30 protein-coding genes are annotated in these 24,639 nt (G+C 61.8%); 16 read left to right on the forward strand and 14 right to left on the reverse strand.

The features are described 5' to 3' along the window. Positions 1-145: 145 nt before the first annotated feature. Positions 146-1,090: a GlxA family transcriptional regulator gene (locus TU75_RS23150; protein WP_003239369.1), complete on the forward strand. Its 945-nt coding sequence runs from the start codon at positions 146-148 to the stop codon at positions 1,088-1,090. On the opposite strand, the gene TU75_RS23155 is transcribed toward TU75_RS23150, so the two are convergent. Then, entirely contained in the window at positions 1,068-1,571 is a 504-nt protein-coding gene (locus TU75_RS23155; protein WP_041931606.1) for a GNAT family N-acetyltransferase, read from the reverse strand. The two genes, TU75_RS23150 and TU75_RS23155, sit on opposite strands and share 23 nt — an antisense overlap. A gap of 175 nt (positions 1,572-1,746) precedes the next feature. Here TU75_RS23155 and TU75_RS23160 point away from each other — a divergent pair, with 175 nt between their 5' ends. Continuing rightward, on the forward strand, positions 1,747-2,619 hold the full coding sequence (locus TU75_RS23160) for an undecaprenyl-diphosphate phosphatase (RefSeq protein WP_060550253.1): 873 nt from the start codon (positions 1,747-1,749) through the stop codon (positions 2,617-2,619). Here TU75_RS23160 and TU75_RS23165 read toward each other — a convergent pair. The 4 genes from TU75_RS23165 to TU75_RS23180 are packed head-to-tail and all read right to left on the reverse strand — an operon-like array spanning position 2,539 to position 6,088. After that, positions 2,539-3,441 carry a sugar phosphate isomerase/epimerase family protein gene (locus TU75_RS23165; protein WP_186351309.1) on the reverse strand — a complete coding sequence of 301 codons (903 nt, stop codon included), beginning with the start codon at positions 3,439-3,441 and terminating at the stop codon, positions 2,539-2,541. The two genes, TU75_RS23160 and TU75_RS23165, sit on opposite strands and share 81 nt — an antisense overlap. Before the next feature lies 1 nt (position 3,442). Then, positions 3,443-4,642 carry an NAD(P)/FAD-dependent oxidoreductase gene (locus TU75_RS23170; protein WP_060550254.1) on the reverse strand — a complete coding sequence of 400 codons (1,200 nt, stop codon included), beginning with the start codon at positions 4,640-4,642 and terminating at the stop codon, positions 3,443-3,445. Between the two features lie 2 nt (positions 4,643-4,644). After that, positions 4,645-4,965: a MocE family 2Fe-2S type ferredoxin gene (locus TU75_RS23175; RefSeq protein WP_060550255.1), complete on the reverse strand. Its 321-nt coding sequence runs from the start codon at positions 4,963-4,965 to the stop codon at positions 4,645-4,647. Between the two features lie 31 nt (positions 4,966-4,996). Continuing rightward, on the reverse strand, positions 4,997-6,088 hold the full coding sequence (locus TU75_RS23180) for a fatty acid desaturase family protein (protein ID WP_060550256.1): 1,092 nt from the start codon (positions 6,086-6,088) through the stop codon (positions 4,997-4,999). Between the two features lie 158 nt (positions 6,089-6,246). On the opposite strand from TU75_RS23180, the gene TU75_RS23185 reads away from it, so the two are divergent. After that, complete coding sequence (locus TU75_RS23185; protein ID WP_060550257.1) at positions 6,247-7,290, forward strand: LacI family DNA-binding transcriptional regulator; 1,044 nt, start codon at positions 6,247-6,249, stop codon at positions 7,288-7,290. Positions 7,291-7,318: 28 nt separating this feature from the next. Here the strand turns inward: TU75_RS23185 and TU75_RS23190 are convergent, their stop codons facing one another. Further along, a complete protein-coding gene (locus TU75_RS23190; protein ID WP_003239351.1) occupies positions 7,319-7,906 on the reverse strand; it encodes an NUDIX domain-containing protein in 588 nt (195 codons plus the stop codon). Positions 7,907-8,078: 172 nt separating this feature from the next. Between TU75_RS23190 and TU75_RS23195 the strand changes: the two genes are divergently transcribed. After that, positions 8,079-9,005 carry an alpha/beta hydrolase gene (locus TU75_RS23195; RefSeq protein WP_060550258.1) on the forward strand — a complete coding sequence of 309 codons (927 nt, stop codon included), beginning with the start codon at positions 8,079-8,081 and terminating at the stop codon, positions 9,003-9,005. 177 nt (positions 9,006-9,182) lie between these two features. On the opposite strand, the gene TU75_RS23200 is transcribed toward TU75_RS23195, so the two are convergent. After that, positions 9,183-9,923, reverse strand: a complete 741-nt coding sequence (locus TU75_RS23200) for a DUF72 domain-containing protein (RefSeq protein WP_082630541.1) — start codon at positions 9,921-9,923, stop codon at positions 9,183-9,185. Then, complete coding sequence (locus TU75_RS23205) at positions 9,898-10,107, reverse strand: hypothetical protein (protein ID WP_060550259.1); 210 nt, start codon at positions 10,105-10,107, stop codon at positions 9,898-9,900. The genes TU75_RS23200 and TU75_RS23205 overlap by 26 nt, the downstream gene beginning before the upstream one ends. Positions 10,108-10,304: 197 nt before the next feature. Between TU75_RS23205 and TU75_RS23210 the strand changes: the two genes are divergently transcribed. Next, positions 10,305-10,808, forward strand: coding sequence for a DUF4142 domain-containing protein (locus tag TU75_RS23210; protein WP_060550260.1), 504 nt, complete (start codon positions 10,305-10,307; stop codon positions 10,806-10,808). 31 nt (positions 10,809-10,839) lie between these two features. After that, on the forward strand, positions 10,840-11,400 hold the full coding sequence (locus TU75_RS23215; protein WP_060550261.1) for a type 1 glutamine amidotransferase domain-containing protein: 561 nt from the start codon (positions 10,840-10,842) through the stop codon (positions 11,398-11,400). 60 nt (positions 11,401-11,460) lie between these two features. Here the strand turns inward: TU75_RS23215 and TU75_RS23220 are convergent, their stop codons facing one another. Beyond that, positions 11,461-11,667, reverse strand: a complete 207-nt coding sequence (locus tag TU75_RS23220; RefSeq protein ID WP_003239340.1) for a PLDc N-terminal domain-containing protein — start codon at positions 11,665-11,667, stop codon at positions 11,461-11,463. 303 nt (positions 11,668-11,970) lie between these two features. Between TU75_RS23220 and TU75_RS23225 the strand changes: the two genes are divergently transcribed. The 6 genes from TU75_RS23225 to TU75_RS23250 all read left to right on the forward strand — a co-directional run bounded on the left by TU75_RS23225 (position 11,971) and on the right by TU75_RS23250 (position 15,827). Continuing rightward, a complete protein-coding gene (locus tag TU75_RS23225; protein ID WP_003239339.1) occupies positions 11,971-12,447 on the forward strand; it encodes a PA2171 family ribosome-binding persister protein in 477 nt (158 codons plus the stop codon). A 158-nt stretch (positions 12,448-12,605) separates the two neighbouring features. Beyond that, complete coding sequence (locus TU75_RS23230) at positions 12,606-12,893, forward strand: hypothetical protein (protein ID WP_060550262.1); 288 nt, start codon at positions 12,606-12,608, stop codon at positions 12,891-12,893. Positions 12,894-13,186: 293 nt separating this feature from the next. Then, entirely contained in the window at positions 13,187-13,792 is a 606-nt protein-coding gene (locus tag TU75_RS23235) for an SCO family protein (RefSeq protein ID WP_003239336.1), read from the forward strand. Then, complete coding sequence (locus TU75_RS23240) at positions 13,792-14,268, forward strand: copper chaperone PCu(A)C (protein WP_015371888.1); 477 nt, start codon at positions 13,792-13,794, stop codon at positions 14,266-14,268. Before TU75_RS23235 ends, TU75_RS23240 begins: the two co-directional genes overlap by 1 nt. 162 nt (positions 14,269-14,430) lie before the next feature. Continuing rightward, on the forward strand, positions 14,431-14,817 hold the full coding sequence (locus TU75_RS23245) for a hypothetical protein (protein ID WP_060550263.1): 387 nt from the start codon (positions 14,431-14,433) through the stop codon (positions 14,815-14,817). A 116-nt stretch (positions 14,818-14,933) separates the two neighbouring features. Next, complete coding sequence (locus TU75_RS23250; protein WP_060550264.1) at positions 14,934-15,827, forward strand: helix-turn-helix transcriptional regulator; 894 nt, start codon at positions 14,934-14,936, stop codon at positions 15,825-15,827. On the opposite strand, the gene TU75_RS23255 is transcribed toward TU75_RS23250, so the two are convergent. Continuing rightward, a complete protein-coding gene (locus tag TU75_RS23255) occupies positions 15,769-16,356 on the reverse strand; it encodes a LysE family translocator (protein ID WP_060550265.1) in 588 nt (195 codons plus the stop codon). The two genes, TU75_RS23250 and TU75_RS23255, sit on opposite strands and share 59 nt — an antisense overlap. A gap of 119 nt (positions 16,357-16,475) precedes the next feature. Further along, complete coding sequence (locus tag TU75_RS23260) at positions 16,476-17,177, reverse strand: FadR/GntR family transcriptional regulator (protein WP_003239326.1); 702 nt, start codon at positions 17,175-17,177, stop codon at positions 16,476-16,478. A gap of 260 nt (positions 17,178-17,437) precedes the next feature. Between TU75_RS23260 and TU75_RS23265 the strand changes: the two genes are divergently transcribed. Next, positions 17,438-18,844, forward strand: a complete 1,407-nt coding sequence (locus TU75_RS23265) for an MFS transporter (protein ID WP_231981986.1) — start codon at positions 17,438-17,440, stop codon at positions 18,842-18,844. 13 nt (positions 18,845-18,857) lie between these two features. Beyond that, on the forward strand, positions 18,858-20,207 hold the full coding sequence (gudD, locus tag TU75_RS23270) for a glucarate dehydratase (protein WP_003239323.1): 1,350 nt from the start codon (positions 18,858-18,860) through the stop codon (positions 20,205-20,207). A 19-nt stretch (positions 20,208-20,226) separates the two neighbouring features. Here the strand turns inward: gudD and TU75_RS23275 are convergent, their stop codons facing one another. Further along, entirely contained in the window at positions 20,227-20,655 is a 429-nt protein-coding gene (locus TU75_RS23275) for a winged helix-turn-helix transcriptional regulator (protein WP_015371883.1), read from the reverse strand. Positions 20,656-20,759: 104 nt separating this feature from the next. Between TU75_RS23275 and TU75_RS23280 the strand changes: the two genes are divergently transcribed. Further along, entirely contained in the window at positions 20,760-21,458 is a 699-nt protein-coding gene (locus TU75_RS23280) for an SDR family oxidoreductase (protein ID WP_060550266.1), read from the forward strand. Between the two features lie 37 nt (positions 21,459-21,495). Here the strand turns inward: TU75_RS23280 and TU75_RS23285 are convergent, their stop codons facing one another. Both TU75_RS23285 and TU75_RS23290 read right to left on the reverse strand, forming a co-directional pair. Next, on the reverse strand, positions 21,496-22,941 hold the full coding sequence (locus tag TU75_RS23285) for a mechanosensitive ion channel domain-containing protein (protein ID WP_060550267.1): 1,446 nt from the start codon (positions 22,939-22,941) through the stop codon (positions 21,496-21,498). Between the two features lie 305 nt (positions 22,942-23,246). Next, positions 23,247-24,116, reverse strand: coding sequence for a pirin family protein (locus TU75_RS23290; protein WP_060550268.1), 870 nt, complete (start codon positions 24,114-24,116; stop codon positions 23,247-23,249). 278 nt (positions 24,117-24,394) lie between these two features. Between TU75_RS23290 and TU75_RS23295 the strand changes: the two genes are divergently transcribed. Then, positions 24,395-24,639, forward strand: a 245-nt coding sequence (locus tag TU75_RS23295) for a hypothetical protein (protein ID WP_156422794.1), incomplete at its 3' end; no start/stop codon positions are given.

A 24,639-nucleotide genomic window follows, 5' to 3' on the forward strand; every position in this document is an offset into this window, starting at 1 on the left:
GTCTAGTTCGTGGAGCCATGGTAGGGAGCGTGGCAGAACCCCACAATGTCAGATCCGCAAGGATTTCGGCCATGGCTCGAAGTCGGTTGCCGTTTCTGCGACGCCCGCCGACAATCGCCCTCCCCGCGCCCCTTGGAGAATAACGATGCACAGCGTTGCGCTGATGGTTTACCCGAACTTCCAGTCCCTGAGCCTCAGCCTGGGCTCGGTGTTCGAGTGCGCAAACCTGCTGCGCGGCGAGCCGGCCTATGAGTTTCATCTGGTGTCGGAAAGCGGCGGCGCGGTGATGACGTCCCAGGGCTTTTCGGTGAACACCTCGCCCCTTCGGCCACAGGGTTATGACACGTTGATCGTCAGCGGCTACCTGGAGTTTCGCCTGCCGGAAGCGAACCTGCTGGAACTGGTCAAGGCGGCCTCCGCACAGTCACGCCGCGTTGCGTCGCTGTGCATGGGCATCTTCGTGCTGGCCGAGGCCGGGCTGCTGGAGGGCAAGCGCACCACCACCCATTGGATTCACGCGCCAGCGTTTCGCAAGCGCTATCCGCACATCCGCCTGGAAGAAGACAAACTGTTTGTGGTGGACGGCCAGGTGTGGACCGGCGCCGGCATGAGCGCCGGGGTCGACCTGGCCCTGGCCATGGTGGAGAACGACCTGGGCAGCGACCTCGCCCGGCGCATCGCGCGCAAGCTGGTAATCGCCCAGCGCCGGGGCAGCGAGCAGTCGCAGTTGTCGGCCCTGCTGGAGCTGGACCCCAAATCCGACCGCGTGCAACTGGCCCTGGCCTATGCCCGCGAGAACCTCACCCATGACCTGTCAGTAGACGCTCTGGCCGAAGTCGCCCGGCTCAGCCCGCGCCAGTTCAGCCGGGTGTTTCGCGAAGAAACCGGGCAGACGCCGGCCAAGGCCATCGAATCGCTGCGGGTGGAAGCCGCGCGGGCGATGATGGAAACCAGCCGGCACCCGGTTGAGGTGGTCGCTCGCGAAACCGGATTCGGCGACCGCGAGCGCATGCGCCAGGCGTTTCTACGGGCGTTCGGGCAACCGCCTCAAGCGATGCAGCAGGCGTTCAATGCAGCGCCGCCCGCGTAATCAGGTACGTCACCAGCTGCGGGTCATCGTCCAGCTCAAGGGTCTGCACCGGGCGCGGCAGATAATCGAGCACCGTGCGCCAGAACGCCTGTGACACTTCATCCTGGTCATAAAAACGCACCAGCCAGTTGGCTTCGCCACTGCACAGCACCTGGGTGGCGATGGCACGGCCGATGCCTCGGCGGCGGTAGCGCTTGAGGATAAACAGGTCGGCCAGCTCCAGGGCATCCATGCCCAGCTCGCTGCCTTCGATCAACATGAACCCGGCGATGCAGCCATCCACCAGCAGCAGGTTGGCGCTCCATTGCGGGTCTTGCCAGTAGCGCGACAGGTGTTCGTCATGGATATAGAAGCGGCCGTCCGCTTCGACATCTTCTTGTTCCCAGTCCGAGGACTCGTAAGCGTAGTACTGGTACAGATTGCGGATCAGCTCGGCATCTTCGGGGCCGGTCTGGATCAATTCGACGGTGGTTTCAGGCATGGGGCTCTCAGTGAAATAACGCAGGGCGCCATTGTTCACAAAACGTCGCCTCAAGCCAATGGCGAGTGAATCCTTTCTATTGGCTGAACGGAATGCAGATAGCGAGGGCCCCGGCCACCACCCTGAAACATTTGGAATAAACTTCGCCGATTCTCGCTTCTCAAGGACATGCCTCGTGACCAACGTCTGTACCGCCGGCCTGGATGTCGGCTTTGCCTCCCTGGATTACCTGCAAATTTTCTTCCTGGGCGTGATTCAGGGCATCACCGAGCTGCTGCCGGTGTCGTCCACCGCCCACATGCGCGTGGTTCCCGCCCTGCTCGGCTGGCAAGATCCGGGCTCGGCGTTTTCGGCGGCCATGCAACTGGCGGCGCTGGCGGCCGTGGTCAGTTATTTCTGGCGCGATGTGCGCCAGGTCACCACCGGCAGCATCGACGCGGTGCGCCGGGGCGACTACAACGACCGCTGGTTCAAGCTAGCGGTGGCAATTGTGCTGGCCACCCTCCCGATCTGCATTGCCGGGCTGGTGCTGTCGTCAACCCTGAATGCCTGCAACTCGCCGATGCGCGGGTTGATGGTGATCGGTATTTCCTGCGTGGTGATGGCGGTATTGATGGCGGTGGCCGAAGTGCGCGCTCGGCATACCCGTGACGTCAGCCAGATGCGCCTGCGTGATGCGCTGATCGTGGGGGTCGCACAGATTGGTGCGTTGATCCCCGGGGTATCGCGCTCGGGCTCCACGTTGACGGCGGCGCTGTTTCTCAACTTCAAGCGCGAGGAAGCGGCGCGTTTCTCCTTCCTGCTGGGCCTGCCCGCCATCGCCCTGGCCGGGCTGAAAGAGCTGTGGGTGTTGCTGCACGCCGACCTGCCCGCGCATGCCTGGCCGCATCTGCTGTTCGGGCTGGTGGTGGCGAGCATTTCGGCGTTTTTCGCGATCTGGGGGCTGATGAAGTTTCTGGAGCGCTTTTCAACCTGGCCATTTGTGGTCTACCGGGCGCTGCTGGGCGTCTTTTTGATCGTTGCCGTCAGCACCGGCCTTTTGAGCTGACGAGCTTGTGCAACAGGTCTTCCAGAGCGCCTGCACCAGGCTTTTCAGTTTTAATGCCTCGGCCCAGCGGTCACTGATCTCGCGGCCATCCGCGCCGGTAATCGCATACGGCGGCGGGCCGAGCTCGCAGGTGAAAGACAGGCTCTGCGGCGTGTCGGGCCGAGCAAGCCAGTCTTCAATGCCGTAGCGCCACCAGCCGCTAAAGCGCTCGACCCAGGCTTGGTGCCGGGGAAACTCCAGCGACACTTGCACCTGTTCGCTGCTCGCCACACGGCCATGAAAGCCCCAGCTGTGACGCAGGATCGTGTGGATCTGTTCGTCGTCTTCGGCAACCCCAGGCTCAGGCAATTCGCGCCCGACCACGTAGTGGGACAGGTCGGCCAGCAGTTTCAAATCCGGCATCTGCGCCAGCAGGTCGAGGGTAAACATCAGGTCATTGGTGAGGCGATAACGATGGGTTTCCAGCAGGATCGGAAAGTCCGCCTGTTCGGCCAGGCGTTGCCAGCCTTCGATCAGCCGGCCCGCCTCGGCCTGGGTGCGCGGTCGCACATCGGCTTGCAGCGTGAGGTGATGACAGCCGTGGCGGCCGATCACATCCAGCGCGGTCGCCAGGTCGTCCACATTCTGCGGGAACAGCTGGCCTTCGATCTGCAAACCGCGCGCAGCGGTGGCGGCGTGTAAACGGGCGACGTCGGCGGCGTTGTAGTAGTGGTCGGTGACGCCATCAAAACCGGCGGCGGCAATTCGGTCCAGTTGCGCGTCGAGCGAACCGGGTTCGGTTTGCATTGCCCACAGGGATTGGAACACCAGAAATTGGCGCATGTCAGCTCCGCAGCAGGTGTTTGAGGGATTGCTCCGGATCGGACAGGTTCGCCGCCGTCAGCGGGATGCGCGCCGCGATCAGCCGTTCGCACAGCTTGATGTCCCTGGCCACGCTGTTGCCCGGCGCCCAGCCGCAGGCACCTTGCAGGTGGCCATCGCCGTGCAGGTAGAACAGCAAAACGCCGCCGGTGGGCAGATAACGCGTGACCATCTGCGCGGTCATCGCACCCACGGTGAGCAAACCCCAATCGAATTGATCGGACCAGAAGCCCGGCAGGGCATCGAACGGTAACTCGCGTCCCAGCAGACTCAACGCCGCATGCCGCCCCTGAGCCTCGGCGTTGCGCCAGGTTTCCTGGCGCTGGTAGACGCCGCCCAGCTGGAACTCACACACGTCGCCCGCAGCAAAGATATTCGCCACGCTGGTGCGCAGTTGCGCGTCCACGCGAATGCCCTGCCCCACGTCCAGCCCGGCCGCTGCGGCCAGTTCGAGATTGGGTTGCATGCCGATACCCACCACCACCAGGTCACAGGACAGTACCTGCCCGCCCACCAGTTGCACGGCGTCGGCGTTGATGGATTCCAGCGTCACGTTCAATCGCACATCCACGCCGTGATCACGGTGCAGCGCCAACAGCGCCTCGCTGATGATCGGCGGCAGCACCCGGCCCGCCAGTCGCGACCCGGCTTCGAGCACCGTCACTTCACAGCCCATGCTGCGCGCCGTCGCCGCCACTTCCAGGCCGATAAACCCGCCGCCGATAACCACCAGCCGTGTGCCGGGGCGCAAGGCCGCGCGCAACGCCACTGCGTCATCATGGGTGCGCAGGTACAGCATGTGCGGCAGATGCTGGGGCAAGCGCCGCGCCCGACCGCCGGTGGCCAACAGCAGGCCTGAATAGGCCAGCCATTGGCCGTCGGCGAGTTGCAGGCGGTTGTGTGCAGGCTCCAAGCGGCTTACCGGGTTGCCCGCGACATGCTCGATGCCAAGCTTGGCCAGCCGCGCGCCGTCGCAGAGGCTGCAACTCGTCAGGTCCGTCGCGCCTTGCAGCAGGCCCTTGGACAGTGGCGGACGCTCATAGGGCAGGTGCGGCTCATCGCCGATCAGCATCACCCGGCCGCTGTAGCCTTCCTCACGCAGGGTAAGCGCCGCACGGCCTCCGGCATGCCCCGCGCCGACAATAACAAGGGGCGCGTTCATCGTCACAGCGCAACGGCGAGCAACACCCGGCCCGCCTCCACACGCACCGGGTAGGTTTTGAGATTGACGCACACCGGCGCGCCGAGGGCCTTGCCGGAGCGGTAATCAAAGCGCCCATTGTGTTTGGGGCATTCGATGACGTGGTCCATCACCAGGCCATCGGCGAGGTGGATTTTTTCGTGGGTGCACAGGCCTGCGGTGGCAAAAAACTCGTTATCGGCGGAACGGAACACCGCGTAGGTGTTCGCCCCGTGATCGAAGCGCAGCACGTCTTCCTCGTCAATTTCGCCCACGGCGCAGACGTCGATCCATTGATCGTTCATGGCGTTTTCTCTTGTTTCAAGGGGGGAATGATCAGCCGGCAGCAGTCTCTGCGTGCATCGCAGCGGCGGCCGGTTGCACCTGTGCGCGAATCGGGCGCTGGACGAAATAGCTCGGGTCGCGGCGCTGCCTGAGAATTGTCGGGATGATCTCCCTGTAGGCATCCCGCAGGCTTGCGTAGGGCGGCGGGCAGTCGCTGCGGATTTCGTCATGCAGTTGCGCAAGGGCGTGGTAAGGCACCATCGGATACATGTGGTGTTCGAGGTGGTAGTTCATGTTCATGTAGATAAAGCGCAGCACGCGGTTCATGTAGATGGTGCGGCAGTTGCTGCGGTGGTCGAGCACGTCTTCGGCCAGGCCCACGTGCTGGGTAAGGCCGAACAGGTAGCCGAGCCAGGCGCCATAGAGACTCGGCAAACCCACCAGCATCAACGGCAGCCAGCTGTGCAGGGTCATCGCGGCGCCGATGATCAGCGCATAAACAACCACCCAGATGCGTGCGGCGCGGAACACTTTGGGCCATTCGGATTCAGGGATGAAGTCCTGTTCCTGGGCACTCATGCGCCCGATGGCATGGCGCGCCACGCCGCTGAAGGTTTTCCACGCGAGGGGCAGGTTGAACACGCTGAGGGCCATCATCCACAGGCTTGGCGGACGCGGTTCGACGATCTCCGGGTCGCGGCCGACCACGATGGTGTCGGTGTGGTGGCGCGCATGGCTCCAACGCCATACATGGGGTTCGAAAATACACATGAAGCTCGCCACCTGGTACAGCGTGTCGTTCATCCAGCGGGTCTTGAAGGCGGTGCCGTGGCCGGTTTCGTGCCAGCGCGGGTTGGAGGCGGTACCGTAGAGCACGCCATAGGCGAGGAAGAATGGCACGCATGCCCAGGTGCCCCAGAACCAGTAGCCACCAAAGCCGGTGGCGAACAACGTGGCGAACCAGAGGGTTGTGTCGAGCAGGGCGGGGCCATCGCGGCGCTGCATCAGTTCTTTCATGCGTTTGCGCGCGATGGGCGACTGGTACCAATTGGCCGAGACCAGGCCTTTGTCGAAGGCGCGGGCGGCTTCGGGGCCAGTGAGGCGGTAATCGCGACGGGTTTTATGGGCGGTGTGTTCAGGCATTGTTATTGTTCTCCGCAAGCGGGTTACAGGGGCTTTGCGAAATCACCATAGAGCGCGGCCAAATCAGCCTCAAGGCCTTGAATCCATTCCCTATCAAGCTATCATCCAGGCCAGGCGCTGCTTGATAGTTTTCTATCAAGGCGCTCAAGGGGCTCGCCATGCACACCACTAAACGTCCGACCATTGCCACCGTTGCCGCCCAGGCCGGATTGAGCGTGGCCACGGTTGACCGGGTGCTCAACGCCCGCGCGCCGGTCAATCCACAAACCGCCGAACAGGTGTTCCAGGCTGCCGAGGCCGTGGGCTATTTTGCCGCCCGGCTGATCGGCCAGCGTATTCGCGAACGCCGCCCCACATTCCGTTTCGGCATCCTGCTGCTGGGCACCGCGCAGGCGTTCTATGCACACCTGGCCGAATCGATCAGGGAAGCCGCCGCGCAGCATGCCGCAGCCAACCTGACGTGCCAGTTCGACTACATCAACGACCGCACACCGAGCGCCATCGTCACGCAGATCGAGCAATTGGCCGTGCAGTGCGACGGGCTGGCAGTGGTCAGCTTCGCCCACCCGTTGATCAACGCCTGCCTGGCGCAGATCCGCGAAGCCGGCGTGCCGGTGGTCGCGCTGCTGTCGGACATCCATGAGCAGGCGCTGGAGCCCTATGTGGGCCAGGACAATCGTGTGGTCGGGCGCACCATGGGCTGGCTGCTCGCGCGCACCTGCGGGGCACGTAAAGGCAGCGTCGGGATCGTGCTGGGCGGCCACCGTTTTCTCGGCCATCAGGCCCGTGTCGAAGGCTTGCACAGTTATCTCGACGAACATGCGCCGGGGCTTAAACCTCTGGAACCGCTGATCAACCTCGACAACTGCGACATCACCGAAGAAGCCACCCTCGACCTCCTCAGCCGCCACACCGACCTGCGCGGTCTGTGCGTGGTGGGCGGTGGCGGCGACGGTGTCATCAGCGCCCTGGCCCAACTGCCCAGGCGCCCGGCGCTGTGTTGCATCCTGCAGGAGTCCACCGCGCTGTCACGCCAGGCGCTGGGCCAGGGTTTGATCGATGTGGTGATGGACTCCCAGCCCCGCCAGACCGCCACCGCGCTGGTGCAGTTGATGGTGCAATTGCAGAGTGCCGAAGGGTTCGACCCGTTGCAGCATCGCGTGCACATACCGCTGCAAATCGTTACCTGCGAGAACATCTGAAACAGGCGGGCACCTTCGTGGCAGCGGTTTACCAGCCTTCCTTCAACATGCGCAGTTCCAAATGCTGCAACAGCATGATGGTCTTGCCGTCGACAATCTCACCGCTGTGCACCATCGCCAGCGCCTGCTCGAAGCCCAGCTCCAGCACCTCGATGTCTTCGCCCTCTTCTTCCAGGCCGCCGCCCGCGCCGACTTGATCGGCCGGCTGATATTGGCCAAGGAAAAAGTGAATGCGCTCGGTCACCGAACCCGGGCTCATGAACGCCGCGTAGATCTTTTCCACATGGCCGACGCGGTAGCCGGTCTCTTCTTCGGCTTCCAGGCGAATGCGCTCTTCAGGGCTGGCGTTGTCGAGCAAACCGGCGGCGGCTTCGATCAGAAAACCCGGGTAGTCGTTGACGAAGGTAGGCATGCGGAACTGGCGCACCAGCAGCACGCTGCGCTGCTCTCGGTTGTACAGCAGGATGGTCGCGCCATTGCCGCGGTCGTACACTTCACGGGTCTGGGCCTGCCAGCTGCCGTCCTGGCGGCGCAGGTCGAAGGTGTATTTTTTCAGCACATACCAATTGTCCGAGAGGGTTTCTTCGGCGGTGATCCGTACGGGGCTGTTGTCCATGGTCGGGCCTCTGTGCGTGGGAGGTGGAGCATGTCGCGGGTGTCTTGCCAGCGTCAAGCTGAAGCAGCTTGCAACACCCTGCAAGCAACACGTCGCTACGGCCGTCGCATTAATCCCTGCCATAACAGGCCATCTGGTAAAACCCGTGCTTCACCTCTTTTCAGGAACGTTCATGCCTCCACGTTTATTGTCTCGTCTGGGCCTGCGCTGGTTTCCCCTGTTGTGCATGGCGTTGCTGATCGTCGGCCTGCCAGTGGGGTGCGCGATGCTGCAACACAAGGAGCGCGAGTTGGTGTTCCGCATCGAACCGGGCAAAGCCGGCTGGTACAGCGGTTTACCCAAAACCGTGCAGGAATTCGAGCTCAAGCCCGCCAGTTTCAAAGCGGGGCAGAACATCCATGGCTGGTGGTATCCGGCGGACCGCCAGGACGCACCGGCGATCCTGTACCTGCACGGCGTGCGCTGGAACCTGACCGGCCAGCTGTTTCGCATCGAGCAACTGCACGCCCTGGGTTACTCGGTGCTGGCCATCGACTATCGCGGCTTCGGCCAGAGCCAGGGCGACCTGCCCTCGGAAACCAGCGTCTACGAAGACGCGCGCATTGCCTGGGAGCGCTTCAAGGTGCTGCAACCGGACCCCGGCAAGCGGCTGATCTACGGGCATTCCCTGGGCGGCGCGGTGGCCATCGACCTGGCGGCGCAGCTGGGCCAACAAACCCCGTTGCCCGTGCGTGGTCTGGTGATCGAATCCACCTTCACCTCGCTGGCGGATGTCGCCACGGCCGTGGCCGATACCTCGTTGCCGGTGCGCTGGTTGCTGTCGCAGAAATTCGATTCGATCGACAAGATTGCCGACATTCACATGCCCCTGCTGGTGGTGCATGGCCTGGATGACCGCTATGTGCCACCGCGTTTCAGCGAGCAACTGTTCGAAGCCGCGCGCGAGCCCAAGCGGCTGTTGCTGGTACCCGGTGCCAGCCACAACAATAGCCTGAGCCTGGCCGGACGCAATTATCGCCAGGCCCTCGATACCCTGATGCAAACCGAGATGCCGGCACGGGTGGTCACACCGTCCACAGGACGCGGCGGCGACTCATGACTGCGCTTTTCGGCACTGGCTTCGCGCTTGCGTGTCAAGCGTCAACCCTGCCCATGTTGGCCCGCGCCTGAAGTTGATCAAATAATGACCTGGGCTTAAATCGCAAAGCCTGCCGGGCCTTCGCAAAGTTATCCACAGAGATACCCACGGTTTTCGTGGACAACTCTTTTTATATTTTTACGGTTTTTTTTCCAGCAGACACAGTGCATCGGCCACCGCATGGCCGCTGGCGGTGTTGTCGAAGATGCACCAGGTGGGCACGCCGGAGGCAGTGGATTGGCGCAACGCTTGCGCATGGAGCGCAACCCGTTCGGGGCCATAGGCACTGTGATAGATCTGGGGCGAGCCATGCAGGCGCCAATAGCGCACGCCCTGCCAGGCGTCGACAGCATCGATGACTACCGGGTCAGCGGTCACCCAGCCGATCCGGTACCCCTGCAACAACGTCCCGGCCGTCACCCAACTGGCATGACGCGGCTCCAGCACCACATCGCCGGGAAAGCGCTGGCGCAGCGCCTCAAAAAAAGCACCAGCCACGTCGGGCTCATGGTTCAGCGAAGGCGGAAGCTGCACCAGCAGGCAGCCGAGCCTCTCGCCCAGGTGCAGGCATTGCGCGAGGAACTCATCGAGCGCCGCTTCACAGTGCCGCAAGCGCAACTCATGGGTGATGCGCCTGGGCACCTTCACCGAAAAGCGAAACGCCGACGGCACCGATTGCGCCCAGCGCTCATAGGTTTTGGGCAGGTGCGGTCGATAAAACGAGGTGTTGATCTCCACTGCATTGAAACGCGATGCATAGCGCTGCAAGTGGCTGCCTTCTTCGGCAAACGCCGGCCAGTGTTCACGGGGCAAACTCCAACCTGCACAGCCTACGAACAGCGGTGCCATCTCATCAGTGACGCTTGGCGAGCTGTTCATCGATCGCGTCGGTCTGGCGTTCCAGGTCCTTGATCTCGGTAGGCGTCAGCACTTTGTCAACGGTTTCGGTATTGGCGTTCGGACGCTCCAGGGTTTGCCCCTTGGCCGGGCCGGCCGTGCCGTTTTGCGCGTCTTCAGAACTGATCGGTTCCGGGGTTTTATCGGCGGTGGTGTGGTCGGTCATGGTGAGGTTTCCTGGCAGTTGAAGGCCGCCAAATCGGCGGGTGCTTATGCAGCAGAGCCCTTCGACATTCGATGGTTCAAGAAAATTGCCAAAGCTGACCGCTGGGAAAACGGGTGTAAAAAAAATTTAAACCTTTTGCCCTGGTGCCGGTTCAACAAACAGGCAACGGCATCACACCACACTCAAGGAGATCCACCATGACTACTCTGCTGATGAAACAAATGGGCCTGACCTTCGTGCTGGTCGCAGGCTCGATATCCGCCGCAATGGCCGCCACATCAAACAACTTTGTGGACAATGCTGCCGAAGGCGGCATCACCGAAGTCGAGGCCGGCAAACTGGCCCTGGAAAAAAGCAGCTCGGCTGATGTGAAAACCTTTGCCCAGCACATGGTCACCGACCACACCAAGGCCAATCAGGAATTGATGGCCCTGGCGAAAAAGCTCGACATCGAAGTACCGGATGACGCGGCGCTGACCGACAAGGCCAAGAAAGCCATCCTGGAAATGCGCGATGAATCGTTCGACAAGGCCTACGCCAACAACCAGGTGCTCGCCCATGAAAAAACCGTCGAACTGTTCAAGAAAGAAGCCGCCTCTTCGGACAACGCCGAGCTGAAAGCCTTCGCCACCAAGACCCTGCCGACCCTTGAAGCCCACCTGAAAATGGCCAAGAAGCTGCAAGACAAGCACGCCCACTAATCCATAACCCGACTCAAGGAGACACCTGATCATGAGTGCGCAACTCAGCGGCAAGAAGATCCTTGTCATCACCTCCAACACCGGCATCGAACGTGACGAACTGCTCAAGCCACTGCAGGCCCTGCGCGGTTACGGCGCCACCGTCACTCACGGCTCCAGCAAGGGCGGCACCACGCAGACCTTTGTCGGCGACACCGAGAAGGACCAGACCGTGGAGTCCGATGTGCAGCTGTCGGATGTGGTCAGCGGCGACTTCGACGCGCTGGTCATCCCCGGCGGCACCGTCAATGCCGACACCCTGCGCCAGGATGCAGCAGCGCTGCGCCTGATCAACGACTTCACCAAGGCCGGCAAAACCATTGCGGCGATCTGTCACGGTCCATGGACCTTGATCGATGCTGGCGTGATCGAAGGCAAAACCTTGACCTCGTACAAGAGCGTACGCATCGACCTGGAAAACGCCGGCGCTGCCGGCTGGGTCGACGCCGAGGTCAAGGAATGCAAAGCCAATGGCTGGACCTTGATCACCTCTCGCACGCCGGATGACCTGCCGGCGTTCAACGAGGCAATTGCCAAGGCGCTCGCCGGCTGACTGCCCGCAGGAACGAAAACAGGCGCCCTTCGGCGCCTGTTTTATTCAATCCTCTGCACTTCAACTTTTTCGCTGATCTGCCATCTCGCGCTTGGGGCCGAACATGGCCCATGCGATCAGCCCGAGCAGCGGCACAAAGATCAGGATGATCAGCCACAGCCCTTTCGTCTCCCAGCCGCCCGTGCTGCGCAGCACCACATTGATTGCCCATAATTCTGCGAGCAGCAGAATCACCGCCAATATGATCCAGATATATTCCAATTGCATGGTTCACCTCCTGAGGTCTATGCATTAGGTCAAGCAGAACGCTCAAGGGTTCCATTGAATTCTTGCGCACGGCGTTTACGCCTGCGTGCGCGGCATGCGCACAAGGCGCTAACCGTGCAGGCGTTGTGCAATCCCCCCGACATGCAACCATGCAAGGTGCACGACCGCGCCGTTTCGACGGCTAAATAGTTTATTGATTTATATAGGTTTTATTTTTTTAACAAGGTGGTACGGCTGATGCAACCTACCTACGGACGAGGCGCGCACTTCGACGCGCCCGAACGTTATCCGTGAGGTTCGACCATGAACGCCATTGACCTTCTCAAAGCCGACCACGAACGCGTCAAAGCCCTGTTGACCCAATTGAGCGAGTCCACCGAGCGCGGCGTAAAAAAGCGCACCGAGTTGCTGGCCAAGCTGGAGATGGAAATCAGCCTGCACACAAAGCTGGAGGAAGAAATTCTCTACCCGGCCTTCAGAAAAGCCGGCGGTAAAGAGCAGGACATCATGTACCACGAAGCCAAGGAAGAGCACCGCACCGTCGACGCATTGGTGCTGCCTGATCTCAAGCAGACCGAGCCCTCCACCACCGAGTTTTCCGGACGTGTGAAAGTGGTCAAGGAGCTGTTGGAGCATCACATCGAGGAAGAGGAAAGCGAGATGTTCCCCCAGGCTAAAAAGCTGCTGGGCAAAGCGCTGCTCGAAGAGCTGGGCGCCGAGATGGAAGCGATGAAAGCGGCGTACAAAAAAACCATGGCCGCCAAGGCGATGGCGGCCTGAGGCCTATCTGTCGCTTGAACTCGAGCGGTTTCCCACTACGCTCTGTTACAGGCGTTCCCAATCAGGCGACAGCATTGTTTTCATTCTGATTGAGATACGATCCAGGCCCGGCATTTGCCGGGTGTGGGTTTTAGTCAATGGATCGAGGGGATTACGTCATGAAGACCATCACGTCCCGTAACCTGTTACTTGTCATGGCTTTGTCGGCTGTCCTGGCAACCCCGGCACACGCCGCGTTTGGCGATGACGTCGGGCCCGCAGCGACCCCGCTGAACGGCGGTTCTGCGCTGCCACCGGGCTCCGGGCATGGCAGTCGCTCCGACAACGACAAGAAAAAACCCACCGGCAAAAAAACACAGAAGCCCCACGCCACACAGACCATCAAGCCCAAACCCTCCGACAGTTCGCAATCGCCTGACGACGAGAAACCTCGGCCGGCTGATTGAGCAGGCAAAATGGTTCCAGATGTTGCCGCACGACGCGCAGCCCGAGCCTGCGCGGCAACATTTTTTTCGCACGGAACACACCGCGCAGGCGCGGCCTTATGGGCGCGCCCGTACCGCTGACATCGAAAAAGTCACGCGCGCATGCTGCACCTGTGGCAGAACGTCGCAGATTACGCCGGCTGGCCAGGGTTGATAGACTGGGCGTCCTCCACGCTTGTTCTTTCAATGCCTGCTGCTCGAAGCCTGATGTGTCCATTCGGCGCAAGGTGGGCGTTACACAGGATGCACCGTTGATGAGTACGTTATTCACCCGCCGCACCGTGTTGACCGGAATGGGCCTGCTGGGCCTGGGCCTGCTCAGCGGCTGTGACAGTAGCCCCAGGCTGAACTTCAAGTACGGCAAGGATCTGAGTGACAAGATCATGGGCCGTACCTTCAAGCTCAAGAACACCGAGGGTGAGACCGTCACCCTCAGCTCCTACCGTGGCCTGATGCCCGTGGTGTTCTTCGGCTTCACCCAATGCCCCGCCGTGTGCCCGACCACTCTGGCCCGCGCTGCCCAGGCCAAGAAGCTGATGGGCCGCGACGGCGAAATCATGCAGGTGATCTTCATCACCCTTGACCCGGAACGCGACACGCCGGAAATTCTCGACCGATACGTCAAGGCCTTCGATCCCAGCTTCGAAGCGCTGTACGGTACCCCGGAAGAAATCGCCGTGGCGGCCAAGGAGTTCGGGATCTTTTATGAAAAGATCCCCGCCGGCGACACCTACACCCTCTCCCACACGGCCACCAGCTTTGTTTTCGATACCCGTGGCAACCTGCGCCTTGGGCTGCAGGCGTCCCTTACCGCTAAAGAGTGCGCAGAAGACCTGCTCACCGTCATGGAGGTCTGCTAATGACTGCCGTTCAACACCTCAAACGCCTGACTGCCGGCCTGGCCCTGCTCGGCCTCGCCGCCCACGCCAGTGCCCAGGTGCAGGTGACCGATGCATGGGTGCGTGCCACCGTGCACGGCCAGCCCTCCAGCGGGGCGTTCATGACCCTCACGGCGGACAGCGACAGCAAGCTGGTGAGCGTGGCAACCCCCGTGGCCAAGGACGTGCAGATCCATGAAATGAGCATGAAGGATGACGTGATGCGCATGGGCCCGGTGGATTCGGTGGCGCTGCCGGCAGGCAAGGCGGTCAAACTCGACCCCAACGGTTACCACGTGATGCTGATGGGCCTTACCGGCCAGATCGAGGAAGGTAGCCAGGTGCCGCTGACCATCACGGTGGAAACGGCCAAGGGCGAGAAACAAGTGATCCAGGTACAGGCTCCGGTGCGCGCACTCAATGGCATGGAGCACATGGACCATAGCAAGATGCATTGACCTGTCGGGCTGAAAGTTACCGCTCAAATGCACGCTGAAGGCGGGAGTATCGGCCCTCCCCCCTTCTCGAGCTGTCGATAAATAGATAGCGACCCCACCTCCTGCATATTCCTCACAATTTGAAGTGACAGTCGTCACTCAACTTCATAAGGATTATTCAGCATGGCCAAAACACCGCCGCTACCGACGTCCACCCATTATCAGTCGATGGCGGGCGAACTACGCGCTCCCGCCAAGCCCGGCATGCCAGATCGGCTATCGGTTCAAGTGGTGATAGAACCCAAAGACCTGTGCGCGGCGATGGACATCTTTTTTTCTGTTGCGAAGGCCCACCACATTCGCAAACCACGAATCAGCGTGACCCAATCCAGCACAGAGCGGGCGGCGTCTCCTGCAAACGCTTTGATGGGAATGCAACTGAAGTTTCGCCCGGACCGCGCCGACGGCACCTACAGCCCTTCCCATCTGAACAACGTGAATCAGGTTGAACCAGACATTCGCGTCGCGCTGATTCAGGCCGGCGTGTTGAATCATGGCCCGGTTGACTGACCCTTGAAAATCGAATCGATGTGATTTAAAGCAGGTGGAAAACCCGCATCAGCGGGTTTTCTGACTCCGTGTATGCAATGATCCGTCGCGACCGCCCAACGGATGGAGCCGCCGCCATGTCGCTCACTGCCTCAGTTACCCCTGCACAAGCGCCGCGCTTCTGGCGTGATGCGCGCTTGCCATTCATCGAGGCGCGGAGCATCGCCGACGGGCGCAAGGTCACGTACACCCGCCACGCCCACGAACATTTTTCCATCGGCGCGATCATCACCGGGCGCAGCTATTACCACTATGGGGCACAGACCTTCGAGATCAGCGCCGGCACCGTGGTGTTGATGAACCCCGGTGACGTGCATGCCTGCAACCCCATCGACAACTCACCGTGGTCCTACCACATGCTCTACCTCGATACGCCGTGGTTGACCGACCTGCAGTATCAATTGGGCTTCAGCCCGGGTCGGGGTTATCGCCCTTTCAGCACACCGCATTCACGCGACACCGTGCTCTACCGCGATCTGCTCGCACTCTACAGTTTGCTGGTGGACGAACAGGCCGAACTCCTGCACAAACAGAGCGCACTGGTCAGCTACTTCACCGAGCTGCAACAGCGCCTGAACCCTTCGCCGGCGCCGCTGCGCGAGGCCAACTACAAACTGGAACGCGCCGCCGATTTCATCCGCGCGCACTGCACCGAAACCTTGAAACTGGAGGACATTTGCCTCGCGGCCGAGCTGTCGCCGTCGTACCTGATCCGTGCGTTCAGGCAGCATTACGGGTTGACGCCCCATGCGTTCCTGGTGAACCAGCGCATCCAGTTTGCCCGCAGCCAATTGCGCAATGGCGAGTTGATCGCCGACGTGGCACTGGCTGCAGGTTTTGCCGATCAGGCGCATTTCCAGCGCGCGTTCAAACAGCATTTCGCGGCCACGCCAGGGCAGTATCGCGACGTGCTCAAGTCGTCAGCAAATAACCCACACTGGCCACCAGCAACGCGGCCATTGCGCGGTTGAACAGGCGCACACCACGGGGATTGGCCAGGTAGCGTCGCAAAAAGGTGCCGGCATACGCCCAGCACGCCACCGACAGATAGCAGATCACCAGATAGATCGCCGCAAACAGCCACACTTGCGCTGCATCGCCGTCCGCCACGAATAACCCCATGCCTGCGACGCAAGCGAGCCAGGCTTTTGGGTTGAGCCATTGCATCACCGCACCATAGAGCATCGAGGGTGCGCTGGCGCGGCCATCGGCGTCGAGCCGGCCGTCATCCGCCGCGAGTTTCCACGCCATATACAGCAGGAACGCCACCCCGCCCCATTGGATCACCTGAGTCAGCAGTGGCCAGCGCACCAGCACCTCATGCAGCCCCAGGCCGATCAGCACCAGCAGCACGGTAAAACCGGTGGCCGCCCCAAGCACATGCTTCTGGCTGGCGGCAAAGCCAAAGCGCGCGCCGGAGCTGAGGGCGACCACGTTCACAGGGCCCGGGGTGATGGAGGTAGCCAGGGCGAAGGCAGCCATGGAAATGATCAGGCTCATTGCGATTCCTTTTGTGAGCGAGGTGCAGATGGGCTCACGGTAAGGCGCACAACGGCTGACGTATTGAAGAAAATGCCCCTGTTGAACACATGCTCTTGAACTGGTGCGCCCCGTCAACATTACTCGCCGGTCATACGCTCCAGACTATTGCTCAAATGCAGCAACATGGCCGCACGCGCCGCATCCGGATCCTGGCGGCGGATAGCCTTGAGGACGGCCTCATGTTCCAGGTTGGCCAACCGGCCCAACTGCACCAGATCCACATCACCCCGCTCCTGAGCGTTGATGCGCGAACGCGGAATCACTGAATTGCCCAAGTGCTGAATCACGTCGGTGAAATAGGTATTGCCCGTGGCCTGGGCAATCAACTGATGAAAGCGCACATCGGGCTCGACACTGCTGTCGTGGCTGCCCAGCGAATCCTGATAATCATCAAGCGCCTCGCGCATCTGCTGCAACTGCGCATCGGTGCGGCGCAGCGCAGCCAGGGCGGCGGCCTGGGTTTCCAGGCCCATGCGCAGTTCAAGGATGCCGCGCACACTCACAGCGGTGTCGTGGGTCAGGTGCAGGCCTTGGCGCGAGTCGCGCGCCAGTACAAACGTACCGACGCCATGCCGGGTTTCCACCAGCCCCGCCGCCTGCAATTTCGACAGCGCCTCGCGTACCACCGTGCGACTGACGCCGTACTCGCCGACGATGGCGGACTCGGACGGCAGCTTCTCACCAGGCGCCATCTGCCCCAGCAGAATCCGCTGGGTCAGGTCGCTGACGATGTCATGGGCCAGGCCCTGGGAGCGCTTGCGTGGGGGGTCGTTGAGCATGGGCGGGTCCATTGAAAAGACCGCGCAATACTAGCATCCCGCTTGGGAGACAACTTGTATGACAACAAACAAATTTTCCCGGATTGCATGAATTCATTGTGGGAGCTGGCTTGCCTGCGATGCAGACACTGCGGTGCATCAGGTATAGCAATGTGAAGCTATCGCAGGCAAGCCAGCTCCCACAGGGGTCATCACAGGTCTGGAGATAGGGTTGCCACGTTAAAAATCTCAGTTGTATGATGTCTGGCAAGTCGTCAGACATGTCCGACGACGCTGAACCCAACCCGCACAACAATAATCAGTGGGAGTTCTACCTCGTGACCCCTTCCAGCCCTGCCACAGCTGCGCCTGCCCACGACCCCGTGCTGGCCCGTGCGATCAGGAAAGTAAAGAGCCATGTGCTCCCACTCTTCGTGATCATGTTCATCGTCAATTACATCGACCGCGTCAATATCGGCTTCGTGCGCACCCATATGGAACACGACCTGGGCATCGGCGCGGCCGCCTATGGCCTGGGTGCCGGCCTGTTCTTCATTGGCTATGCGCTGTTCGAAGTACCTTCCAACCTGCTGCTGCAAAAGGTCGGTGCGCGTATCTGGCTGACCCGCATCATGTTCACCTGGGGCATCACCGCCACCTTGATGGCCTTCATCCAGAACGAAACCCACTTCTACATCCTGCGCTTTCTGCTGGGGGTGGCCGAGGCCGGGTTCTTTCCAGGGGTCATCTATTACTTCACCCGCTGGCTGCCCGGGGTGGAGCGCGGCAAGGCGATTGCGATCTTTCTCAGCGGCTCGGCGCTGGCCTCGCTGATCTCCGGCCCGCTGTCCGGCGTGCTGTTACAGATCACAGGCCTGGGCCTGCACGGCTGGCAGTGGATGTACATCATCGAGGGCATGGCCTCGGTGCTGCTGTGCTTTTTCGTGTGGTTCTGGCTCGATTCCAAACCCCACGATGCCAAATGGCTCAGCCGCGAGGAACAGGACGCGCTGGTGGGCGAGATCGACCGTGAGCAACGCGAGCGCGACGCCGTCAACACGGTCAAGCCAAGCCTGGGCACCCTGCTCAAGGACCGTCAGATCATGCTGTTCTGCGCCTTGTATTTCTGCATCCAGCTGACCATCTACGCCGCCACCTTCTGGCTGCCGAGCATCATCAAGAAGATGGGCGACCTGAGCGACATCCAGGTGGGTTTCTACAACTCGATTCCGTGGCTGATCTCGATCATCGCGATGTACTCGTTCGCGGCGCTGGCCGGCAGGTACAAGCACCAGCAAGCCTGGGTGGCCACGGCGCTGTTGATTGCCGCCGCGGGCATGTTCTTTTCCACCACCGGCGGGCCGGTTTTTGCCTTCATCGCCATCTGCTTTGCGGCCATCGGCTTCAAGTCGGCGTCGTCGCTGTTCTGGCCGATTCCCCAGGGCTACCTGGATGCGCGCATCGCGGCGGCGGTGATTGCGTTGATCAACTCAATCGGCAACCTCGGCGGGTTTGTCGCGCCCACCACCTTCGGCTTTCTGGAACAGACCACCGGGTCGATCCAGGGCGGCCTGTACGGGCTGGCCGGGACGTCGATCCTCGCGGCCATCCTGGTGTTTTTCGCCAAGACCCGTCCCGGCGCCCACACCGCCAGCGTGCTGCACCCTGCCCCTGCCCTGAGCAAATAAGGAACGTCTCTTCATGAACACAGAACATCAGCACCACGCCAGCAACGCCCCGGTGGTCACCAGCCTGCAAGTGATCCCGGTGGCCGGCCACGACAGCATGCTGCTCAACCTCAGCGGCGCCCACGGGCCGTTCTTTACGCGCAACATCGTGATCCTGCAGGACAGCGCCGGGCATATCGGCGTAGGTGAAGTGCCGGGCGGCGAGCGTATCCGCGAGACCCTGGAAGAGGCACGCAGCCTGGTGATCGGCAAACCCATCGGCCAATACCAGAGCATCCTCAATGCCATGCGCCGCACCTTTGCCGCCCGCGACAGCGGCGGACGCGGCCTGCAGACATTCGACCTGCGCATCACCATCCATGCCGTGACCGCTATGGAAGCTGCGCTGCTCGACCTGCTCGGCCAGTTCCTCGATGTGCCGGTGGCCGCCCTGCTCGGCGAAGGCCAGCAGCGCGACGCAGTTAAGATGCTCGGCTACCTGTTCTATATCGGCGACCGCAACCGCACCGACCTCGCCTACCGCAGCGAAGCCGACGCCGACGACTGGTTCCGCCTGCGTCACGAGCAGGCCATGACCCCGGACGCCATCGTGCGCCTGGCCGAAGCCGCCAAGGCCAAATACGGGTTCAACGACTTCAAGCTCAAGGGCGGTGTACTGCGCGGCGCAGAGGAAATCGAAGCGGTGACCGCACTGGCCGAACGCTTCCCCGATGCGCGCATCACCCTGGACCCGAATGGCGCCTGGTCGCTCAAGGAAGCCATCGCCCTGTGCCGCGACCAGCATCACGTGCTGGCCTACGCCGAAGACCCTTGCGGTGCGGAAAACGGCTATTCAGGCCGCGAAGTCATGGCCGAATTCCGCCGCGCCACCGGCCTGCCGACCGCCACCAACATGATCGCCACCGACTGGCGCGAAATGGGCCATGCCATCCAGCTGCAATCGGTGGACATTCCCTTGGCCGACCCGCACTTCTGGACCATGCAGGGCTCGGTGCGCGTGGCGCAGATGTGCCACGAGTGGGGCCTCACCTGGGGCTCGCACTCCAACAACCACTTTGATATTTCCCTGGCGATGTTTACCCAGGTGGCGGCGGCGGCGCCGGGCGACATCACCGCGATCGATACCCACTGGATCTGGCAGGATGGCCAGCGTCTGACCAAGGCGCCGTTGCAGATTGTTGACGGCCACATCAAGGTGCCGACCAAGCCGGGCCTGGGAGTGGAGATCGACATGGACGCCGTGGCCCATGCCCACGAACTCTACCAAGGCATGGGCCTGGGTGCGCGCAATGACAGCGTGGCCATGCAGTTCCTGATCCCCGGCTGGAGCTTCGATAACAAGCGCCCGTGCCTGGTGCGCTGAACCCTCGTTGAAAAAAGGCCTACGGGGCCTGGGTGACAATATCCCCAAGCCCCATCACCCGGCCGTCCTCCGACACGATCTCGACCTTGCGCAACGGCTTGAGCAGACGTGCATCCAGTAACTGCGTACCGACGTCTGCGGGCTCGGTATGCGCCTCCCCCCATTGGGCCAACGTGACCAGCACCGGCATCAGCGCGCGGCCTTTGTCCGTGAGTTGATAGTCGCTGCGCGCGCCGACGTCGCGGGTTTCCAACAGCCCTTGTTCGACCATGTCCTTGAGGCGCGTGGCGAGGATATTTTTCGCCACGCCCAGGTGTTTCTGGAAATCGCCGAAGCGCGTGACACCGGCGAATGCATCGCGAATGATCAGCAACGTCCACCAGTCGCCCACCACATCGAGCGCGCGCGCCACCGGGCAGCCGTTCCCTTCCAGGCATTTGCGTTTCATCGTATCCCTCCGCCTTCGTGAAAAATATGGTTGCATTATAGGACCCAAACCCACAGGATAAAAACGGTTTCATTATTAAACCTAACTGTCGCGTGGAGCATCTCATGGATATTCGTGGAAAAGTGGTACTGGTGACCGGGGCCAATCGTGGCCTGGGCAAGGCATTCGTCAGTGCGCTGCTGGCGGCAGGCGCGGCCAAGGTATACGCCGGCGCGCGGGACGCGGGCAGTGTCGATATTCCGGGCAGCACGCCGATTGCGCTGGACATTACCGACCCAGCCAGCGTGCAGCGCGCCGCCGAGCAATGCGGCGACGTCAGTGTGCTGATCAATAATGCGGGCGTCTTGAAGTACGGTTCCTTACTCGCTGAAGACAGCGTCGACAACCTGCAACAGCACTTTGAGGTAAACACCCTCGGCACGCTGCGCATGAGCCGCGCGTTTGCGCCGATCCTGGCCAGGCAAGGCGGCGGCGCCCTGATCAATATCCTGTCGGTCCTGAGCTGGCTGAGCCCGCCCGGCTCCGGCGGCTACAGCAGCTCAAAATCCGCGCAGTGGGGCCTCACCAACGGCCTGCGCGGCGAGCTGCGTGGGCAGAACACGCTGGTGATCGGCGTTCACCCGGCCTACATCGACACCGACATGGTGGCTGATGTACAGGCGCCAAAAAGCACGCCGGCCGAAGTGGTCGCGGTCACGCTGCAAGCCCTCAGTGAAGACCGCCAGGAAGCGCTGGTCAGCGATACCGCGCACGGGGTCAAGGTCTCGCTGTCCACCGCCAGCCCGGTCTACCTGACGCTTTGATGCAGCACAATGGCGCTGTCGGTTCGCGACAGCGCCGTTACAGGCCGCGTTTACGCAACCACTGCAAGAAGCCCTTCTTCACCGGCACCACCGGCGCGTCCTCGGTCAGCACCTGCGCGGCGTGCAAACGAAAATCCAGCAGCGCCTTCATGGCTTCGCCGATGTCGTGACGCGCATCCAGGCACGGTTTGAGGTATTCGTTTTCGATGCGGTACAGGGTGCAAAACGTCTTGGCGGTAAAGTCCGCCAGCGCCGCCTGATCGGACAGAATCCCCGCCTCGCCGATCACCTCTCCCGGCCCCATGCGTCCGGCTTCGAAGGTATGCCCGGCCTTGGTGAGCATCACCGACACAACGCCGGACTCGACGATAAACAAATGATCGCTGACCTTCCCCGCCGGCAGGATCATCTCGCCGGCGCGGTAGGTGTGCAGGGTCATGTTCTGGCTGAAGGTTTCTTTCTCTTCCTGGCGCAGCGTGGAAAAAATCGACGAACGCTCCAGCAACGCACGCGCACCGGACATCTCGGCCGGCGCGCTGCTCTCGGTCGACGATAGCAGGCCCACGCCCGCCGCCTGCAAATGCCGGAACGCCAGGTCGTAAAGCTGGTTGCGCACTTCGCGCTTGAGGGTCATGGCCGGCACGAACCCGCTGATTTCATACTCCACGCCGCCACTGGCAGAAGCCTTGAACGCCACGCTCGGCGCGGGCCTGGCCAGTAATGGTCGACACCCCTGCATGGCGCGCTCCAGCGCATCGATCACGGTTTGCGGGCGCGCATGGGGACTGACCTGAAGGCTGACCGTCAGGCCGAACATGTCCGCCGGACGCGAGAAGTTGATGATCTTGGCCTTGGCCGCCAGCGAGTTGGGAATCACCGCCAGGCTGCCTTGGGAAGTCTGCAACCGTGTGGCGCGCCAGTCGATATCGGTGACACGGCCTTCGGTGCCGTCGATGGAAATCCAGTCATCGAGTTGATAGGGCTTGGTGGTATTGAGCACGATCCCGGAAAACACATCGCTCAAGGTGCTCTGAAGCGCCAGGCCGACAATGATCGCCACCGCGCCGGACGTGGCCAGCACGCCCTTGACCGGCAAGTCGAGCACATAGGCCATGGCGGCAATGATCGCGATCAGGAAAATCACCGCGCCCATCAAGTCCTGCAACAACCGCCCCGTGTGCCCGACCCGCTGCATCATCAATGCGCCGAGCAGCACCGTGAGCGTGCGCGCCGCGAACAGCCACCAGCCGATCTGCAAAGCAGTGGCGGCCATGTGCAGCGCGGTGTCGTCGGCATAGGGCGCCACCAGCATCGGATTCATGCCATCGTTGAACAGCACGGCGCTGAACACCGCGAAAATAACCACCCGCGCCGCCAGCTTCCAATTGGCCAGGTCGGCGGAAATCAGACGCCACACGGCGATGTCGATCAGGATCAGGACCAGTGCGCACAGCATCGGGTGATCGGCGATAAATGAGGGCATCCAGGCGACTCCAGTGGCAATGACGGGAAGATCGCATGAAATGAAGATGGCGGGTATAGCGCTGCAAAAAATGTAGAACGCTGCGCCAAACCTGTGGCGAGCGGGCTTGCCCCAATGCCGTTCAGCTAAGCGCAGATCCCCTGTGGCGAGCAGGCTTGTCCTGCGCTGGGCTGCGCAGCAGCCCCAATACCAGGCGCTGAGCCGTATCAGGTACACCGCGTTTTGGTGGATTGGGGGCGCTTCGCACCCCAACGCGGGGCAAGCCCGCTCGCCACAGGGATGTGGTTGCCTTCTATGTGGCTGCGCTACCTCCCATGCATCTGGCCGAATTTACCGGCCTGGAAATCGGCAAACGCCTGATGAATCTCCTGCTCGGTGTTCATCACGAATGGCCCGTGCCCGACGATGGGCTCGTCAATCGGCTCACCGCTGAGCAGCAGCACCATGGCGTCATCGTCCGAGGCCAGTGAAAGCTGCTGGCCCTCACGCTCGAACAGCGCCAGTTGCCCTTGACGCGCCACTTCTTCGCCATTGATCCGCACCGTACCGCGCAGGATCACCAGCGCGGTATTGCGCCCCGCGTGCAGGTCCAGGGTGACGGCCTTGCCGGCATTCAGGCGCAGGTCCCACACGTCGATGGGCGTGAAGGTGCGCGCAGGGCCTTGAGTACCGGCGAACTCACCGGCGATCAGGCGCAGCTTGCCGGCATCGTTGGCCAGCGGCAGCACGGGAATGTCGCCGTCGACGATGGTCTGGTAACCGGCGTCGGCCATTTTGGCCCTGGCCGGCAGGTTGACCCACAGTTGCACCATCTCCAGCGCCCCGCCGCTGCGGGCGAAGGCATCGGAGTGGAATTCCTCGTGAAGAATGCCCTTGGCCGCCGTCATCCACTGCACATCGCCAGGGCCGATTTTGCCACCGGCGCCGGTGGAGTCACGGTGTTCGACTTCGCCGTCGTACACGATGGTCACGGTTTCAAAACCGCGATGAGGGTGCTGACCGACGCCGCGCCGCTGATCGGTCGGCGTGAAATCGGCCGGGCCCGCGTGGTCCAGCAGCAAGAACGGGCTGATGTGCTTGCCCAAGTTGTCGTAGGAAAATAGCGTGCGCACCGGGAAGCCATCGCCGACCCAATGGCCGCGAGGGCTGGTGTAAAGACCGATAAGCTTTTTCATGATGTACCTCCAAAGTGCATACACCTTAAAACCGATAGCAATTGCGCGCTAGACGGTGAAAACAGTGTTGATCGTCCTATGTATGGAACGAAACTTCAGCGCGACCCGTTGTGGACCGTAGTCCGGGAGGCACGCTCTACTGAAACATCCCACAACGCTGCCGGATAACCTCTACTCCCCTCCTACTCCGACCTCTGCAAAGTCCTTCGCCTGATCACACAGTGCGAGGGACTGCAGATGGATTTGCTGGCTAAAGCCCCCGGTTACGGGGCTGTTTCATGATTCCGGTCATTGCCAAGCTGGTGCTGACACCAATGGACGCCACGGCACCAGACGTCGAAAGCGTTTTCCGTGATTTTCGCGATTGCCTGAACACCTTCGACGCCTGGGCCGAAAGTTTTTGGAGCGGCTCGGCGCTGGAGCTTGAACAAGTCTTCAACGTCGGCGAAGACGTCACGCTGAGTGCGCCGGTGTCTTCGCGCACGCCAAGCGCTGTTGTCGCGACCTGCCCGGCCCAGGGTTC

Origin of the sequence: Pseudomonas poae (assembly GCF_001439785.1) — a bacterium.
In the GTDB taxonomy this organism is placed as follows: Bacteria; Pseudomonadota; Gammaproteobacteria; order Pseudomonadales; family Pseudomonadaceae; genus Aquipseudomonas; species Aquipseudomonas poae.